Here is a 17,364-nt window from a genome sequence, read left to right as displayed (position 1 = left end):
TATTTTTATAGTACCAAAATATGCGATGGGGCAATGACAGACATAATAAGAAAATCATTAGCAGAGTTAGTTGGAACATACATTTTCGTCCTTTTCGGACCGGGTAGCGTTGTAGCTTTTATAGCTGCATTCCATTCAACACTAAACCCATCTACGACGTTCTTTTTGGCTACAACTTTCGGTCTAGGTATCTCTATTGGAATAATGGCAGTAGCAAACATCTCTGGTGGACACGTCAATCCGGCTGTGACTATTGCTATGTTCGTAGTTGGCAGATTTCCAGGCAAACATGTAATTCAGTACATCGTAGCTCAACTGATAGGCGCAGTTATGGCTTCAGCGACAATAGGCCTATTATTCGGTTACAATGTTGCCAATTCGGTGCAATTCGGAGCCACTATCCCTGGAGTCAGAGGGCCCTGGATCGCTTTTGCAGGAGAATTTATTATGACTTTCTTCTTCCTGTGGACCATAATGGGCGTAACGTCTAGGACCAATAATACAGCGATAATAGCAGTGGTAATAGGTATTTACGTAGCCATAATGATATATATTCTAGTAACAGTGAGCGGAGGATCAATTAATCCTGCAAGGTCGTTCGGACCTGCGGTCCTATCCGGAATTCTGTTCAAAGGGCAATATTATCAATGGATATACTGGGTAGCACCAATTATAGGCGGGTCTCTTGGAGCTCTCTCGTACAAGTTCATGTACCATGAGAAAGGAAGGATTCATTACTCTCCGACGAATTGATTGTGAAAACATTTTCTTAAAGCATTTAATTTTTCCATATATCAGACTCCAATAACTTGTACAGATATCTTGGTTACAGGGTTCTTACAAGAATTTATTTGACTATTCTATCTTTCCTTACTAAGAACAAGTCTATGCATTTCTCAAACATGTCGTCTAGGTATCCCTTCCTTAATCATGATTGCCATCTTGTTCATTGAGCTCGTACCAATTATTCTGGTCATTTTATTAAAAAATAAACGAAATAGATAACTAGAAATCACATGAAGCGAAACGTCTTGAGTCTATAATATATCCATAAAATCTTCGAAATGTAGATTTATATTATTCAATTTCTATGTCATATAAGGATGTTATACTTTTATTTGGTGCAATTTAAAGAAAAAGTTTTGTTCATTATTTGGCTATAAATATTATTTATTCTATTGAGAAAGACGAAATATTGAAGGAAAAATTTAAATAATGATAGTTGGTAACGTTTAACAAGGTGAACAATAGAGTGCCTAAAGAGTATGTAGCAACAGAACCAGAATCGAATAAATTGAGAAGGGGTATGCGTTTTAGAGATCTCTACTTTGCGGGTATAACTGCGGTAATAGGATCGGGATGGCTGTTCGGAAGTTATCTGACGTCGGGTGCGGCAGGTCCAGCGTCTATACTGTCTTGGATAATAGGCGGCATATTTATTTTGATTATTGCCCTCGTGTGGTCAGAGATTGCAACAGCAGTTCCAATTGCTGGAGGCGCTGCGAGATATGCTAATTTCACTCACGGAGGAGTGGCTGCGTCGATAATTGCATGGAGCACTATATTAACATACATAGCTGTGCCGGCTGTTGAAGCTGTTGCCGTAGTATCAGTTCTTCAAGGTGCAGTAAGTTATTATTACCCAAGCAGCACGATAGTACTTATGAATTCTTCAGGGATACCATCCTTTTTGGGTGTTGGAATAGCTGTAGCTTTGTCAGCAGTTTTCTTCTACGTGAATTACATTGGCCTGAGAGGACTCATAAAGACAAACTTTGGTATGACCATTTGGAAACTAATAATACCGCCGCTGGCAATCGCGTTGCTCCTAGTTGTTGGTCTTTCACACGGGCTTGGATCTAATTTTACGCATTTGACTGGGGGATTCATGCCTTATGGTATAGATCCAGTTTTTACTGCTATTCCTGCTACCGGCGTAGTATTTGCATACCTAGGATTTCGTCAACCAGTTGAGATGGCTGCCGAGGCAAAGTCACCTGGGAAAGACATATGGAGGGCATTAATTGCTGTCACTCTCACAGGAATAGGAATGTACACTTTGCTTCAAATAGCGTTCATAGGAGGCATAAAATGGAACAGTGCCGCTTTTGGAACCGCTGGAGTAATGCCTGGAGACTGGGCTGGACTAACATCGAGTGTTACCATGTCGTCTTTTCCTTTCTTCTTTGAAGCTGTTGGCCTTGGAATGGGTTTATTAGGAATATTATTAATAATAGACGGCGCGGTCAGCCCGACAGGGACATTAAGTCAGTACATGGGTTCTACAGCAAGAGTTCTCTACGGTACTGCGAAAGAGGGATATCTCACAAAGAATTTCTTTGCTGTACATACAAAGTACAGAGTCCCTGCCTTTAGGATTATCATTACGCTCATAGTCACAATTATACTGCTCTTACTTGCCGGCATTGGATACTTAGTATCATCTGTTGGTGGTGCGTGGTCAGCATTAACTTCAATCGTAACCACAACTGGGGTATTTTCTTATATAATAGGCCCAATAGCTCTTTCCACATTTAGAAAAGCACACCCGAATCTAAATCGCCCTTTTAAGCTTCCTGCCTATGGTATTATCGCTCCGGTAGCCTTCATAGTTTCGGCCCTTATGGTATACTGGGGTGCTGGCAGCTTGATAACAAGTGCGGACCCATACGGTGGTTACGCTCTATTGATAATTATACTTGCAGGCATATTACTATACGGCTATGCAAAAGGGAGAAATTTCCGTGACGATCTCAAGTCAGGGGCATGGGTCATAACTTTCATTGTTTTCAATCTCGTTCTTCTTTATTTTGGAGAGTACGGACCTGTCAATAGATTGGCAATTCCAGGTTATCCCACTATCCCAGTTGACTGGTTTATCGAAATTATAGCAGCCATAATATTCTATATATGGGCATTGAAAACCTCTGTAAAGAATTATGACGTTGTAAAAGCTGTTGATAGAAGCATAGCGTTGACAGAAAGCGCGGATTAATCTTCTTTTTTTCTTTAATATTTACATTATTTTATTTTTATTCTTCGTCCAGTTGAATTCTCTCTTTACCTTTGTATCTCTCAAGAACACATAATTGGAACCACAGACATGCATATAGATAAATCGGTATCAATTGAAATACGGCCAAGTTAAAAGCGTCCAATTAAAAAATTAAGCTGTATCATTTAGAGATCTAATTTTATTGAATCTCCAAACATCTCAGATTCCTTTCATAAAATAGGCAAGTGAAAGATTTTTATAGGATCTGTTGTTGACGAGCACTATATGGGTATTGCTACTTCGATTGCAGGAATTTTAACTTTAATCGTAGCTTTCATAGTATCCTGGGCCATTTCTGCATTCTTTATCTGGGTTGCTGCTAAGATTGTCACGGGTAAGAGAGCCACGTTTGGGAGGGCTCTTTTGGCTGCTTTGCTTGGTCCGATAATATTCTCGATTTTCTATTTCATATTTGCTGTTGGCTTATCGTTCATAATTGGCCCGGTCTTAGGAGACTTCATTGCTATCATAATATCCATACTAATACTAAGTGCCCTCTATGGGTCTATCTTCAGGACAGGCATTCTAGGAGGATTCCTTATTGCCATACTCGTCGTGGTAGTTACGTTTGTAATACTCTTCATCATCGGCCTTATACTAGGGATATCAATAACTAGCTCCCACTTGTTGATCCTCGCTACGCCTATTTGCGGTTTCTAGAGGAATGGTTTTTTAAGCAGTATTATAAAAATTCAACTTTTAATTTATACTACAATGAGTTGTTTTTAGAGATATTCTGGAATTTTTACATTGCTCTCAAGCTTATTTCGCGCATACTCTATTCCTAACTGAAGAGCTTTTTTGTTTATATCAAGAAGTTTCCTCTCAAATCTTTTTGAAAGTGAAATTTCCAGGTCTTCTAAGGAAATTGGGAGAATAGATGAAGCCAGAGCAGCCCCTATCATTACTGTATTCACTGCACGTACACTCCCAGCTTCAATAGCCATAGAGGAAGCATCGAGAAATACCACACGCTTGAAATCTAGGAGCTTGCGAGAAATAAAATCGTCCGATGGATACTCCATTGCCTTCATGCTTAACGATACAGGAACCTGTTTTTCGGAATTTATCAGCACATATGTGTCTTTATGGCCCCTATACGCTGCCCTAACCGCTTCAATAGGTTCGAACCCCATAACTATGTCTACCTTGCCCTGCGGAATAATCGGGCTGTAAACGTCCCCTATCCTGAGCTCAACGGTTACTGAACCACCACGCTGTGCCAAACCGTGGATTTCTGACATGACCACATTTTGGCCTTTACTGGATAACGTATCAGCTATCAAATAGCCCGCAGTGATGACACCCTGGCCGCCAACTCCAGCGATAATAATATTAGTCTGCAACTGGAACGACCTCCTTGATTGCCCTGTATGGACATACATAAGCTTCTGCACAGACCCCACATCCGTCACAGAGTGTTGGATTAATTTTTACTGATCCCTTATCTACGTAAATTGCAGGACATGAAAAAGTTGTCACGCATCGCATGCATTTTGTACACTTATCCTGATCGATCTCAAACGTCTTCCATGTTCTCTCTTTCCTCATGCGATTGTCTCTAAGTATAGCGCATTCTCTCTTTGCAATCACAACGGATATGCCTTCATACCTCAAGGCCGAAGAAACTGCGAGCAGAGTGCTCTTCAAATCATACGGGTCGACAGTTACAACGTTTACAACACCAAGTGCCCTTACAATATTTTCTATGGATTCTTCATAAGATGAATCACCCATTCCGTTGATTGGGACTCCAGGATTTGGCTGCTGGCCTGTCATTGCTGTGGTTCTGTTGTCCAGTACGATAAGCGTCATTACAGATTTGTTCCTCACTGCGTCAATGATGGCAGGTATACCGGAATGGAAAAATGTCGAATCACCTATGAATGATATTATACGTTGATCTGTTGCTTTCGCAAGTCCCGTTGCGACGCCTACAGAGGCCCCCATAGCCAGCATAGTGTCAGCCATTTCAAAAGGGGGATATGAGCCCAGTGAATAACATCCGATATCCGATGAATAAACAACACCGTCAAGTTTCGCCATTTTCACAGCCCTCCTGACCGCGTAGAACGTGGCCCTGTGAGGGCAACCGGGACAGAGGACAGGAAGCCTCTTTGGAAGATCCGAAATTTCAACCATGGGTTGTGGAATTTTAAAGTCGAAACCCAGAATCTTGGAAAGGCCCAGCGAAACGATGTCAGAGTTGTACTCATGGCTGTAGGGAAAATACCCGTCCATTTTTCCATAAATCTTTTTGGATAGGCCATTTTCCTGTGCAAGGGCCCTTACCCTTTCCTCGAGGAAATCGTCTAGCTCCTCCACAACAATAATTCTTTCATGCGTATTCAGAAAATTTAACAAGGTGGAAGATGGAAGTGGGTTTGTCATGCCTATTTTGAATATATCTGCTCGCAGATCATTTTCATTAAGGGAATCCATGAGTGTATTGTAGGCTTCACCGGATGTTATTACGCCGACATCGCTGGCTCCATTGTCGACTAGTTTGTTTATATCTAAAGTGTTCGAAAATTTCTCAATTTCCTGCATCTTCTTAACTAATTTCTCTTTGAGAAAATATGAATTTGAGGGAAGGTCTACATAGTCTCCCTTATCATAAACAAACATACCCTTGGTCAGCGAAGTGTCTGGTATTTTAGACAATTCCACTGTTGCTCTCTGGTGACTCACCCTGGTTGTTGTCCGGAAAAGAACAGGTATATTGAATTTCTCAGAGACCTCGTAAGCAGTCTTAAGGAAATCCTTAGCCTCCTGCGGATTTGAAGGTTCAATCATTGGAATATGCGCAAGCTTTGAATATTCCCTGTTATCCTGTTCGTTCTGGGATGAGAACATTGAGGGATCATCAGCAGACATTATTACAAAACCCGCTTTTGCTCCAGAGTATACCGTACTCATGAAACTGTCAGAAGCAACGTTCAGGCCTACATGTTTCATGAATACAAACGATCTGAGACCAGACACGCTCCCAGAAAATGCCATCTCAACCGCAACTTTCTCGTTTACGGAAAATTCGAAGTACATACCTGCCCGTTTAGCAATCTGAGAAAGTACATCGCCAATTTCACTGGATGGTGTACCTGGATAAGTTGTCGCGACCTTGACACCAGCCTCAAGCAATCCCCTTGAAATCGCCTCGTTGCCTAATAAAAATAAACGTTCACCAGATTTGCCGGTAAGGATTTGGTCTATAAGATTCATACAAACCGCATGATAAATATCACAAACGGGTATAATAATTATTGGAAATACCGTGATAGAGCGTATCTCTCAGTAACTAGGTATATTTATTTTAGCCCATCATATAATTGTGCTTTTTGATCTTATTTGTTTACTGCCCTACAAGATACGTTAAGGTTCTAGATCAATTGTTCCCTAAATAGATATACTTTTTACACTTTTTGAGCCACGTTGATTTCAAAGACAAATTACATACTGATGTGTGTGATCGCTGTACTATATTATGCGGTTATATGCAAATATTGACAACCTCGAGAAAAAGATAGTATCCTGTAAACTCTGCCCCAGGCTTGTATCATTTAGGGAAACCTGCCTATTAGATAGCAAGAAGTATGAGAGGGTCGAATTTTGGAGAAAACCCGTTCCCGGTTACGGGGATATAAATGGAAAGTTGCTCATCGTCGGTCTCGCCCCAGCTGCCAGTGGCGGAAACCGAACGGGGAGAGTCTTTACTGGAGATAAGAGCTCAGATTTTCTCTTTTCATGCCTCTATTCACTCAAGCTTTCAAACAAACCCACGTCTGTTTCAAAGAACGACGGCCTGGTGTACAATGGAATGTTTATCACAGCGGCTGTTAAATGCGTCCCACCGGACAATAAACCAACTAACGACGAGATCAAAAACTGCTCCGTATATCTGGATAATGAGTTACGGCTCATGAAAAATTTAAGATCAATAGTGTGCCTGGGAAAAATCGCATTCGACGCAGTGGACGCGCTTTTTAGAAAACAAGGCACTACTAGAAACAGGAATATTTTTAAAAATGGAAAGTTCTATTCTTACGGAAAAATAAGGATATATTGCGTCTATCATCCAAGTCCCAGGAATGTGAATACAGGAAAAATTACAAAAGAACAATTCACAGATATACTGAGAAAAGCCAAGACATATGCAGAATATGAGACCTCATCCTAGCGCCATATCAATTACTGCGTCGGCCTGATCGATAAGCGAGATTACATCGCTCTCGTTGAATCCCGCAGAAAAACCAATTGTAACTACCTTACCGTCGTACTCAAACTGTGCTACACAGGGTCCGGTATTTCTTCGGCACAATTTTGTCACCCTACGGGTGCCTCCCCCATTACTAAAATTATCGTAAAGATAATTTCCAGGCCGGAGTTTATAAAAAGCGTATGGGATTTTTATTTCGCGATCTGTGATTTCTAACCAGACACACCTATGAAAATTGTCTTCCTCCAACACCAGAATGCGCTGCTCTTTCCCGGCAACGGGCAGAGATCCCAGGCCGCTTGGAGATAGTGTTTTGCCGTTGGCTATTAATGGCCTATATTCCGATCTTTGCCAGTGAACTCTGCTAATCCTTTCGCCTTCAAACCAGTCACCGTGTCTCCCTTTGGCAAAAAACGAACGATCTACGTACTGTGAACCATTAAGTCTCTGTAAATCCACTTCATTAACTCTAAGATTTGAAAACACTTCGACAATATCCTTCGGTTCGCAGGATTGTGTCTCGATTTCCACCTGCGTACCGTATACAAAAGAACTCAGGGCGTGCATACTCTTATAGTCATTCCCGATGAAGGCAATGAAATCATTGATCTCTTTATCCGTTATTTGCGAGTACGATTCAGCAAAATTTTTCATCAATGATTTTGGAAATCCAAGGAAGAACCAATCAAGGAAGAATTCCTTAATTCTGTATTCAATTCCGTTTTGCCTTACTGTGAACCGAAGGCTGCACCATCTGGTACCCTCAGGGCGGAAAGAAATATCGGAGATAGCCATATCGACTGGTTCAACGCGTGGAAACGGTAATCTAATTTCATCTAGCTCTCTAAAAGAACTGAGATTCAAGTTCTGCACCTAATCAATAAGTATTGCCGCAATATTAATGGTGTCGTCGTTACCTACGAATCTCTCCCGAAATAACGTGGCGTTTTCCTCTCCAAATATTTCCATTATTTTATTCGACGGATACTCAATTGCATTTCTGTTCTGGGTGACCATTTCGCTCAGTAAAAATTTCCTTATCTCCGGAAAAGGCAGATTGTTAAGAGTCAATACTGCCGAGCCTTTAAGAAGATCTTCAAGATCGAGGGGTTTATGAAAATTCAATCCAAAAATTGAGGAAGTATCACTAACTTCCACAATGGAAAAATTCATGACGGAAGATAGCGCATTTTTTCCCTTTCTTTTAATTAGAGAATCAATGTTTCTTTCGGACAAAAGCGTCTCTAAAACATTTGAATGAAACCCTGACGGAACAAGAAACACAATCTTGTGATCATAGTAATTGTACAGTTTTTCCCGAATCCGGCTCTTATTTACTATGTCAGAAACTTCTACTTCTGCGATAAACCTTGTGCCACCATAATAAAAAATGCCGTCCGGAACAAGACCGTTAATCTTTATGCCACGCTCCAGCTGAATCTTGTGATCCTTCAGGAATATTTCAAACTGGTCAAGAATATGTTCGTGAAGATCTAGGAGGGGCTCCTCATCTTTTTCTATATTAGTGCCATATTTCTCAATGCTTTCTTCACGCAAGCGATTGAAGGACTCCAAATCATCCTTGATACCACATAGCTCAGGTACAACAGATAACGGGCCTGAAATACCAGTCTCTCTTTGAGACCAGAGAACGCATTTGTGAATTGATTGTGAGGTGAGAACATGGAAGAGTTGCGTAGAAACAGGGTCCGAAAAGAAATTCCTTGAAATTGTTCTGGCTTCGTCATCCGATACTGAAAAGGAAATAAAATTGGAGGCATTTCCTTTTACAGTCTCCATGATCCTGTCATTGTATTTTCCGATAAACTGGGTTGCCATTATAATGTGAAATCCAAATTTCCTGCCTTCTCTGAGCAACCTATCAAGTACGTTCTCGGAGAGAAGCTGTGCCTCATCCACTACTATGTATATAGGAATGCGCTCTTTGATATCATAGATCCTTGAAGTCCAGAGTTTGAGAATAAGAAGCACAGAAATAATTCTGTAATTTTCCTCAGAGGTAACTTCCTTCCATATTTCCGGAATAAGAATCTTTGAACCACTCTGTAAGAACTCGAGCAAATCCGTTGAATCCAATCTTCCCGAAGCAATATTTTTTAAGCCTTCATCTGCAATTACTGGCAGTAACTTGTTTATCGAACTGGCAACATATTGATTCCAACCACGCCAATCAGCCATCTGGGACTTGAGGAATTGCCTGAGGTTGTCGTTCTTTATGACTTTCAAAAAAAGCCTCATTTTAGAAGGATTTGCTAGGAGATCTAGGAGATCGGCAAGATTAGCATCGTCCTTCGAGAGGATAAGTTCGTTCATGACAGAGGTGAATATCAGTTCCAGTCTTGGCCCCCATGTTCCCTGCGAAAGTGTGTTTTCAGAAGAAAATGCGTCCCTCACCCAGCCACCAATTACGGACGGATCGTTTTGCTCTCCCTTGATTTGAAGCGGGTTAAGTGTTATTGACTTCTGTCGAATTCCGGAAAATACAGATCTGGGTGAGAGTACCATGGTAGAATCCACATATCTGCACGCAAGGCTTCTAGCCATATTCCCATGAGGATCAAGAATGACAACCGATCCCAGTTTCTTGTCAATAATTTCACTCACGATCCTCTTAAGGATGTTTGATTTACCTGTACCGGTTTTTCCTAGAACTACAAGATGCCTTCTCAGTGCATCAGGATTTAAAAAAACATCTTTTCCAGTAACTGAATGCCCTAGTAATATTCCCAAGTCGGAAAAGAAAAAATCTGGAGAATACGATATTATTCTGTCATGACGGTAGTTCATTATCTGGTGTATGTATCGTCAATTATTTTATGTTTCAGTGAACCAATGCCTGCTACCTCAATTTCCACGACATCTCCGGGAGAGAGGAAACGTCTTGAGGAGTGCTCAGCCACTCCGGAAGGTGTTCCTGTGGAGATAAGATCGCCAGGTTCCAGTGTTACGATTTGTGAAATTCTTGAAATAAGCTCCCCGACGGAAAAGATCATGTCATTTACAGATCCGTTCTGTCTTAGCTCGCCGTTAACATATGTTGTGATAACACAATTGTTGAAATTTATGCTATCAGCAGTTGTGATCCATGGACCAATGGGCAGGGCTGTGTCTGCACATTTACCCATGACAAAATCTTTTCCATACGATGGATCGGTATTCATCTGGTAGTCCCTGATGCTCACGTCGTCTACAATCGTGTATCCAAAAACATATTCCAAAGCCTCTTCCCGACTGAGATATTTTCCTTTCTTTCCGATGATTATGCCGATTTCCCCCTCATAATCGAAGCGGGAGATTCCCCTTGGCTTGACAACGCTTCCTCCATTGGGAACAAGGGCATTTTGGAATTTTGTGAAAAAGTATGGATTGGCGGACTTTGTAGAATTTGATTCGGATACATGACTCTTGAAATTGAGTGCCGGAAGGAACATCTTTCTAGGAATTACTGGTAGATCATACGTTATTTCTCCTTTAACCTTATCACCTATTAATGAACCGAGATCCGCCCCATCTTCTATCAGTTGTACCGTAGGTTCAGATGCGATTTTTGTATCTTTCAGATCATAAAACGCACCGTTCTGCTCAATAACTGTAACACTCTTACCCATTTTCTTATTCTTTAAAATATTCATACTTATCGTATGCGTTATCCTTTTTTCTCTTATTTAGTGTTGCCAAATTTCCCATTTCAAAGGCCCCGTCATCTGAATGAGAGATTTCTACCTTTAGATCCTTAAATCGCCAAGTAAAGTCATTATGCTGGGGCAAAACAGCGAAATAGAAATAAAGACTCTTGACATTTCCCAGGTATGTATGACTGCTCAAAAATCAACAGGTTAACGGTAATCTATAAATCAGTAGGACCAGGAAGGTATGCAGGTGAAAATAGGGAGATTATTGAAGGCGAGGATGCGAAGGCTATTTGCGAGGAGGCAAACAGACGGGAAGTTTCCATAGAACATTTAATGAAACTGAGAAGCGATGTAGAATCAGTTGTGATAAACATGATAACCCCTTTACCAGGGACAGAAGACGATACACCAGGAAAAAGACCAGAACCAAGGGCCGAATCCTGAGATCGCTTTATTCTACATCATTCAATGTGTCACGATTTCACCGGAATGGAATTACTATGATCCTTTTTTCGCGCAAGTGTTAAATTGCATATTATTCTTAACGTATTATGACCGATGATCTTCCTGAACATAGAGACAAACCGCCTTATGTAATGTACGATATGATAAAGGAGATACCAAAGGGAATTCAGGCAACCCTATCCGTGTTACAAAATACTGATCTCCATTTTTTAAGCGACGAACTGTATTTTACCGGAAATGGGACCGCATTTCATTCGGCGACAGTTGGTGCACAGGTGCTCTATGAAACACCCAAAAAATGGAAATCTATCCAGGCTTACGAAATGGAACACTTTTATCCCCCAAAAGGTACACTCATCGCTTTTTCTCATACAGGAAAAACCAAATCGACTGTAGACGCTGTTAAAAAATATAGAGATCAAGTTCGAACGGTCGCAGTCACTCACTTTGAAGAAACTCCGCTGACCAAAGCAGCGGAGGATTCAATAATCATAAATTCTCCCGATCGCTCCCTTTGCAATACAAAAGCATTCTTTGATAATGCGTTTGCTTCTTTGGAAATAGCCAGCGAGTTTGGCGAAATAGAATATGATCGGAAAGAATTGCACAACATAGTGGAGCGAGAGGTTAACTCAAGTGACAAGGAGATTGCAGAAATATCAAAAAATCTTGACTATGTCAAAGATGTCTTTGTTCTTGGTTCTGGTCCAAACTTCATCGCGGCTAGAGAGATCGCTCAAAAGTTAAAGGAAGCAACACACCTTCACGCAGAAGGTATAGAACTTGAAGAATTCAATCATGGCTGCACTTCGGTTATCGACAAGAATTCTCTCGTTATAATAATTGATTCGGAGGTTGACAAGAAAAGAGCATCCCAAATAGTCAAGGCTTGTGAATATACAGACACGCGCACTCTGGTCGTGAATGGAGATGGCAGCTATTCTCTGGACGTGAACGAGGTCTCAATGGCCGCATATTTTCCCTTTACATACATGGTACAAATGTATTACTTGGCCTACTATATGGCGGTAGATCGAGGGATAAATCCGGATTATCTGCGTTTTGAGGACAAAAGATACAGGGATTTTGACAACGTGGTTTTTCCGCCGGGTGCGCATTAGTCCACGAACAGTGAAGCAAAATGTACCACTCCAATGTAGATTATAAATGAAATTTCCGAGATTACAGTTTTTAATAGTAAAAAAAAGGCTCAATCTCTTTAATTATTTGGGAAGCCTAATAGGAACTCGCCAACATATCCTACTTTATTTCCCTATATAGGATTTGTATTTACTTATTATCTCGTTCAACACGGAATCCACGTCTTTTTCAGCCTCTTCTCTGGAATCAAGATGTGACGAGACTTCTATGTCTAGGTAAGGGTTTGATACCTCTATAGAACCGGGATGGCTTTTGATATACACTTTATTTCCCCACAGTTTCATTTCTTCCTCGATAAGAGGGGCGATAGCACTTTCCATGATGCCACGCAGCCTTACGGTCTTTTCCACATAACTTTTTCCGGATGATTTAAGTTTATCCATCGCTAGATCAAGAATTCCCTTCATCTCTGCAGGAACGCCAGGTAGGCATACTATTGCTTTGTTATTATAGCTTATGAATACGCCAGGGGCTGTACCAACAGGATTCGGTAAAGGATAAGATCCCTCAGGTAACATTGCCATTTTTCTTCTTTGATCAGTGATTGGTATGTTTAGATTCTTATATTTGTCCTTTATCATTTCAAGAGCTTCTTCGTTAAGAACGAGGCTCAAACTGAGTGCATTTGCTATGCTTAAAAGCGTCATGTCATCATAGGTTGGGCCTAACCCTCCGCTCGTAACGATTAAATCACTCGAATCAAGCGCAATCTTTAACGCGAATCCAATTTCATCTGCGATATCTCGTACAATGATTCCACGCCAAACATCATATCCGGCATTTGTCAACGCACTTCCAATGTAAGCAAAATTCGTGTTTACAGTTTTTCCCTTAAGAATTTCATTTCCTATTGTGATTATTGAAGCTCTCAACTTGATCGATCACATATTTCTGGCATGTTTTTCAATCTTGTCTTTTAGCTTTTTCAGATCAAAATCATTAATAGGTGCTTTTTTTTTCTGCACCCATTTTCTTAATTTTTCTCTGTAAGTTGGATCGGTACATTGAGCAAGTGCATTTTCTTCATACTTTTCAAGATCCCTTAAATGGGCCATCGAACCACCAAGTCACTATTTCTCGCCCTTATAAAAATTATTCGCATAACTCTATGTAAATACTAACCCGTGTGCTTAGAGAGCGAAGCCTGAGAAAAATCAGGAAATTGCCTTCACGCTGCCACATGTCATGGAATTCATTATATATGTGTGATTGGGATTTAGGTGGCATGAATCCAGATAGCTGGATAGTAAAGAATAACCGGATTTCCGCTCCGATAATTGCCACCTTGGCATCCGTAGGAGTATGGTACGCGTCCTTATACACAATATCCGATTTAATTTTCCTTATTCCTGTAGTGATATTTTTTGTATTTCATTTTACTGGCCTCTGGAGAATAAAGTTAAGGTTGCTTGGAGGGGCGATTGTACTTGTCGCTTTCATGCTTATCATTGGAGGAATAGTGACTGGTGTAACTGTCAGTGCCCATCCTGTTTTAACTTATGACATGATTCACGGCACGTCCAAATCCAACACAAATGCTACAGTATCAGTAAGTCCGTTTTCCGGCCAGAAAGGACCCTACCATTACGACATAATCATTAATTCAAGTGATATTGCGAGTTTAAACTTCACAACTTTATCCGTGAATATTACAGCCTCTGGGAATTCAACAGCATATAAGATCGTGACGTATTCAGAGATGTCACCGATGAAAAATATATCAAGTACTGCAAAAGAATTCAGCTTCAATGTCTCCAGTTTGCCTTCTGGGATTTATGGATACAATGTAAGCATCAGCAACAGTACAACAGTAATATACACTACCCCCGTTGAAGGTCCTTTGACCGCTTCACCTTATTCCATTTATGTCCTTGTAGTTGTATCCGACTATCTCATAGCGGTGCTGATTCTCTATGTCATATTCGCTGTCGGAGTATTCCTTGCAAGATCTATATCAAAATCCAGGGTTCCTCCACAACAGACACCGCCTGTAAATCAGCCACCATATTCCCCGCCTCCCTTGCAGCCCCCTTCCAACCCATGACTTACAGCAGATATTCACCCGTATTGGATAGTCTCCTCAAAACTGACGCATAATAATTCTAAATATATGCTATGGATTTCGGCGCATGAAGTTACTGTCGCTTAAATCTGATCAGATAGAACTTACAAATGATCTTAGAAAAGAAGATGCAGCAGTTATCGCAAAAAATGCCAGTGATTATGAGATATACAGAAATATAGGAGGACATTCCTTCCCATTTCCATACACAGAGAGCGACGGTCTCTACTTTATAGAGAAACAAAGAGAATCGGGGAAAGAAGTTTTTTCCATAGACTTTAAGATATTGTTTGAGTGCACTTTTACTGGCGTGATTGGACTGAGTGATATAGACACCGCTAACAGAAGTGCACATGTAGGCTACTGGATTTCGAAAGACTTCAGAAATCGAGGGATAGCAACCACTGCGTTATCCCTGATATGTGACTATTCCAGAGATAGCCTGAACATGAACCGACTTCATACGAAGGTCCTGGAATACAATCCAGCTTCTCTGAAGGTACTAATCAAAAATGGATTCGCCATAGAAGGGTATCAGAGGGATTCTTACTTCTTTGAAGGGAAACCGTATTCAGAGTTTTTGCTTGCGAAATTACTGCGATAGAACCATATATAGGCCATGCACACGAGTACTACATTGATAACGTGACCTTATATGTAGTATATTTAGTAATGTGAAAAATATATATAGATTGGAGTTATTCTATTTATATGGTTACATTTACAAGAAGATTACAGTTAACAGGCGGATCTACATATATTATTTCGCTGCCGTCGAAATGGATAAGAAGTAACAATCTTCAGAGAGGAAGCGAGATCATCATATCCGAACTGGACGACTCTCTTCAGTTATCGAGCGGGCATCCAAAGAAGGTTGAAATTTCAAAGAAGATCATGATCAACGATCAAATAAATGTGAATGAATTCCAAAGAATTCTCATTTCAGTATATATTTCTGGATTCAATACTTTAGTGATTGGCAGCAAGGATTACCTCGATGAAGAACTAAGAGAGGTCATAAAGAAATTCTCAAGACTCGTAATGGGGATAGAGATATTTGAGGAATCATCAAACTCCATAACGCTGCAGAATGTTCTCGATTCATCTTCTTTCCCCCTCTCTAAAGCAGTAAGAAGAATGTCCCTGAATGTCGAGGCCATGATCAATGATACCATAACCGGTATAGAAAATTCAGAAGTCAGATTATTGGAGAACGTTATAGAGAGAGATGACGAGGTTGACAGATATTTATATTATCTTTACCGGGAGGTTAGAGCGGGTACCGAAGAGGGCAACAACGCAGTTTATTACCTCATTTTCTCAAGAATTTTAGAAAGGTTAGCGGATCATACCGTAAACATATGCAAAATCTGGAAATCCAAGGCCCCAAGTGATAAGACCAGTCCAAGCGGTATTGTTGACTATCTTAAAGAGTCTCTGGGGTTATTCAATGAATCCGTAGAAGCATTTTATTCCCGCAGATTTAATATTTTGAATGGGTTGATCGAGAAGAAAGCGAGCATCATAGAGATGAAAGACAAACTCATGGACGAAGCAAGAAGCGAAAGGCAATCGAATGTTGTGTCTTCAATTTCCGAGGAAATCCTCAGGATTGGTCTTTATTCCACAGATATTGCAGAACTGGCAATGGACCTGTTGCTTGGAGAAAGAAATGAAATAACGATCGGTGACAAATAGCCTTAAATCTCTTTTGAAATTATTGAAGAGTTACGGACTCCAATTTAGGATTTTCTGGATCGCCGGATATGTAACCCGCAGGTATTTCACCGTCATGATTGAATATACAAATCGCATGATCGCGGATAGCCTTCCTGATCAGGAGTTTCTTCATTCTCACGGTTTCAAGGGGTTCTATGTCGATAGCGGTTACGTAAGGCAATTTTATATGAAATGCGGACGGAATAAGATCACCGAAGTATATGAATTCATTACCTGGAGAACCAATAACTATAACCTGGTGCCCCTGAGAATGGCCACCGGTAAGAATGACGCGCAGATCAGAATTAATTCTTTTAGATCCCTCAACGGATATGATTCTGGAAGCAGGTATTTTTGAGTTGCCCGACATGTAATTTCCTTTTGTGAACTCATCTGGCTTACGAAATGCGTTCAACTCTTTTTTCTGTACAACAATCTTAGCATTTTTAAACAAGAATTCTCCATCCTGGTTCTTAACGAATGAATTCCCCGAATGATCAAAATGAAGATGAGACTGCAAGATATAATCGACCTTATCAGGCTTGACGTATTTCTCTATGTCCTTAACAAATCTTTGATTCTCCTTTACTTCAAATATATTAGAAAGTTTTTCGTTAGCCATATGGCCAATCCCAGAATCTACGAGTGCGTTGTATCTCTCCCCACGGACAAGTAAAACATTAAGTGAGAGAATTACGCGTCCTCTTGCGTCAAGAGAAAAACGTTTTCCCCACAACGGTCTCGGAACTATGCCAAAGTAAGCACCTGGGTCAAGAGAAAAATTACCATCAGACAAAAGGTGAACCTCAGGTTTTCCGCTTGTCATAATTGAAGTATATTGTAAACTAGTATTTTGAGATCGCGCATTGACCTATAAGGGCATACTAGTGACATCCTCCCCCAGCTAACGCAGGGGGCTTCCCGTTTCAGTGACCGGAGTTACCATTGCTGGCAGAGCTCCAATCTCCACGGGCGTGAATTCGGGAGTGCCCCTCCCTACATTTATGATTTCCTTCAGTTTCTCCATGCCTTT

At 40.7% G+C, this 17,364-nt stretch carries 17 protein-coding genes; 9 read left to right on the top strand and 8 right to left on the bottom strand.

From position 1 onward, the window contains the following. The first annotated feature begins 33 nt into the window (after window positions 1-33). The 3 genes from LVQ96_03605 to LVQ96_03595 all read left to right on the top strand — a co-directional run bounded on the left by LVQ96_03605 (window position 34) and on the right by LVQ96_03595 (window position 3,715). Window positions 34-753: an aquaporin gene (locus LVQ96_03605; GenBank protein ID MCW6170237.1), complete on the top strand. Its 720-nt coding sequence runs from the start codon at window positions 34-36 to the stop codon at window positions 751-753. Between the two features lie 487 nt (window positions 754-1,240). Beyond that, the gene (locus LVQ96_03600) at window positions 1,241-2,995 is read left to right on the top strand and encodes an APC family permease (protein MCW6170236.1); all 1,755 of its coding nucleotides are present in this window, start codon (window positions 1,241-1,243) and stop codon (window positions 2,993-2,995) included. A gap of 285 nt (window positions 2,996-3,280) precedes the next feature. Next, window positions 3,281-3,715 carry a hypothetical protein gene (locus LVQ96_03595; protein ID MCW6170235.1) on the top strand — a complete coding sequence of 145 codons (435 nt, stop codon included), beginning with the start codon at window positions 3,281-3,283 and terminating at the stop codon, window positions 3,713-3,715. A gap of 65 nt (window positions 3,716-3,780) precedes the next feature. On the opposite strand, the gene LVQ96_03590 is transcribed toward LVQ96_03595, so the two are convergent. Together LVQ96_03590 and iorA are read right to left on the bottom strand one after the other, a co-directional pair. Further along, complete coding sequence (locus LVQ96_03590; GenBank protein MCW6170234.1) at window positions 3,781-4,401, bottom strand: indolepyruvate oxidoreductase subunit beta; 621 nt, start codon at window positions 4,399-4,401, stop codon at window positions 3,781-3,783. Then, a complete protein-coding gene (gene iorA / locus LVQ96_03585) occupies window positions 4,391-6,277 on the bottom strand; it encodes an indolepyruvate ferredoxin oxidoreductase subunit alpha (protein ID MCW6170233.1) in 1,887 nt (628 codons plus the stop codon). Before iorA ends, LVQ96_03590 begins: the two co-directional genes overlap by 11 nt. A gap of 262 nt (window positions 6,278-6,539) precedes the next feature. On the opposite strand from iorA, the gene LVQ96_03580 reads away from it, so the two are divergent. Further along, entirely contained in the window at window positions 6,540-7,232 is a 693-nt protein-coding gene (locus tag LVQ96_03580; protein MCW6170232.1) for a uracil-DNA glycosylase, read from the top strand. Here LVQ96_03580 and LVQ96_03575 read toward each other — a convergent pair. Genes LVQ96_03575 through LVQ96_03565 form a run of 3 tightly spaced genes read right to left on the bottom strand, consistent with a single transcriptional unit; the run spans window position 7,224 to window position 10,924 of the window. Next, the gene (locus LVQ96_03575; GenBank protein ID MCW6170231.1) at window positions 7,224-8,135 is read right to left on the bottom strand and encodes a hypothetical protein; all 912 of its coding nucleotides are present in this window, start codon (window positions 8,133-8,135) and stop codon (window positions 7,224-7,226) included. The genes LVQ96_03580 and LVQ96_03575 overlap by 9 nt on opposite strands. Before the next feature lie 9 nt (window positions 8,136-8,144). Continuing rightward, a complete protein-coding gene (locus LVQ96_03570; GenBank protein ID MCW6170230.1) occupies window positions 8,145-10,079 on the bottom strand; it encodes a DUF87 domain-containing protein in 1,935 nt (644 codons plus the stop codon). After that, complete coding sequence (locus LVQ96_03565) at window positions 10,079-10,924, bottom strand: fumarylacetoacetate hydrolase family protein (GenBank protein MCW6170229.1); 846 nt, start codon at window positions 10,922-10,924, stop codon at window positions 10,079-10,081. The genes LVQ96_03570 and LVQ96_03565 overlap by 1 nt, the downstream gene beginning before the upstream one ends. 177 nt (window positions 10,925-11,101) lie before the next feature. Between LVQ96_03565 and LVQ96_03560 the strand changes: the two genes are divergently transcribed. Together LVQ96_03560 and LVQ96_03555 are read left to right on the top strand one after the other, a co-directional pair. Next, window positions 11,102-11,368, top strand: a complete 267-nt coding sequence (locus tag LVQ96_03560; GenBank protein MCW6170228.1) for a hypothetical protein — start codon at window positions 11,102-11,104, stop codon at window positions 11,366-11,368. Window positions 11,369-11,475: 107 nt separating this feature from the next. Further along, entirely contained in the window at window positions 11,476-12,510 is a 1,035-nt protein-coding gene (locus tag LVQ96_03555; GenBank protein ID MCW6170227.1) for an SIS domain-containing protein, read from the top strand. A 144-nt stretch (window positions 12,511-12,654) separates the two neighbouring features. On the opposite strand, the gene LVQ96_03550 is transcribed toward LVQ96_03555, so the two are convergent. Then, a complete protein-coding gene (locus LVQ96_03550; protein ID MCW6170226.1) occupies window positions 12,655-13,422 on the bottom strand; it encodes a nicotinamide mononucleotide deamidase-related protein in 768 nt (255 codons plus the stop codon). 9 nt (window positions 13,423-13,431) lie between these two features. After that, window positions 13,432-13,605, bottom strand: coding sequence for a hypothetical protein (locus LVQ96_03545; GenBank protein ID MCW6170225.1), 174 nt, complete (start codon window positions 13,603-13,605; stop codon window positions 13,432-13,434). 170 nt (window positions 13,606-13,775) lie between these two features. Between LVQ96_03545 and LVQ96_03540 the strand changes: the two genes are divergently transcribed. The 3 genes from LVQ96_03540 to LVQ96_03530 all read left to right on the top strand — a co-directional run bounded on the left by LVQ96_03540 (window position 13,776) and on the right by LVQ96_03530 (window position 16,310). Continuing rightward, a complete protein-coding gene (locus LVQ96_03540; protein ID MCW6170224.1) occupies window positions 13,776-14,594 on the top strand; it encodes a hypothetical protein in 819 nt (272 codons plus the stop codon). Between the two features lie 85 nt (window positions 14,595-14,679). Next, on the top strand, window positions 14,680-15,216 hold the full coding sequence (locus LVQ96_03535; GenBank protein ID MCW6170223.1) for a GNAT family N-acetyltransferase: 537 nt from the start codon (window positions 14,680-14,682) through the stop codon (window positions 15,214-15,216). Window positions 15,217-15,323: 107 nt separating this feature from the next. After that, window positions 15,324-16,310 carry an AbrB/MazE/SpoVT family DNA-binding domain-containing protein gene (locus tag LVQ96_03530; GenBank protein ID MCW6170222.1) on the top strand — a complete coding sequence of 329 codons (987 nt, stop codon included), beginning with the start codon at window positions 15,324-15,326 and terminating at the stop codon, window positions 16,308-16,310. Between the two features lie 19 nt (window positions 16,311-16,329). Here the strand turns inward: LVQ96_03530 and LVQ96_03525 are convergent, their stop codons facing one another. Then, the gene (locus LVQ96_03525) at window positions 16,330-17,127 is read right to left on the bottom strand and encodes an MBL fold metallo-hydrolase (protein ID MCW6170221.1); all 798 of its coding nucleotides are present in this window, start codon (window positions 17,125-17,127) and stop codon (window positions 16,330-16,332) included. Window positions 17,128-17,364 lie beyond the last annotated feature (237 nt).

It is taken from the genome of Thermoplasmatales archaeon, assembly GCA_026127925.1.
GTDB lineage: Archaea > Thermoplasmatota > Thermoplasmata > Thermoplasmatales > Thermoplasmataceae > JAKAYB01.
Note: the sequence above shows the minus strand (reverse complement) of the source record. Positions and strands in the feature narration are given on the sequence as shown.

Excerpts from the sequence above, each read along its gene's own strand:
- LVQ96_03605 (MCW6170237.1), top strand. The coding sequence starts at position 34 with ATGACAGACATAATAAGAAAATCATTAGCAGAGTTAGTTGGAACATAC.
- LVQ96_03595 (MCW6170235.1), top strand. The coding sequence starts at position 3,281 with ATGGGTATTGCTACTTCGATTGCAGGAATTTTAACTTTAATCGTAGCT.
- iorA (MCW6170233.1), bottom strand. The coding sequence starts at position 6,277 with ATGAATCTTATAGACCAAATCCTTACCGGCAAATCTGGTGAACGTTTA.
- LVQ96_03580 (MCW6170232.1), top strand. The coding sequence starts at position 6,540 with ATGCGGTTATATGCAAATATTGACAACCTCGAGAAAAAGATAGTATCC.
- LVQ96_03570 (MCW6170230.1), bottom strand. The coding sequence starts at position 10,079 with ATGAACTACCGTCATGACAGAATAATATCGTATTCTCCAGATTTTTTC.
- LVQ96_03565 (MCW6170229.1), bottom strand. The coding sequence starts at position 10,924 with ATGAATATTTTAAAGAATAAGAAAATGGGTAAGAGTGTTACAGTTATT.
- LVQ96_03560 (MCW6170228.1), top strand. The coding sequence starts at position 11,102 with ATGTATGACTGCTCAAAAATCAACAGGTTAACGGTAATCTATAAATCA.
- LVQ96_03555 (MCW6170227.1), top strand. The coding sequence starts at position 11,476 with ATGACCGATGATCTTCCTGAACATAGAGACAAACCGCCTTATGTAATG.
- LVQ96_03545 (MCW6170225.1), bottom strand. The coding sequence starts at position 13,605 with ATGGCCCATTTAAGGGATCTTGAAAAGTATGAAGAAAATGCACTTGCT.
- LVQ96_03540 (MCW6170224.1), top strand. The coding sequence starts at position 13,776 with ATGAATCCAGATAGCTGGATAGTAAAGAATAACCGGATTTCCGCTCCG.
- LVQ96_03535 (MCW6170223.1), top strand. The coding sequence starts at position 14,680 with ATGAAGTTACTGTCGCTTAAATCTGATCAGATAGAACTTACAAATGAT.
- LVQ96_03530 (MCW6170222.1), top strand. The coding sequence starts at position 15,324 with ATGGTTACATTTACAAGAAGATTACAGTTAACAGGCGGATCTACATAT.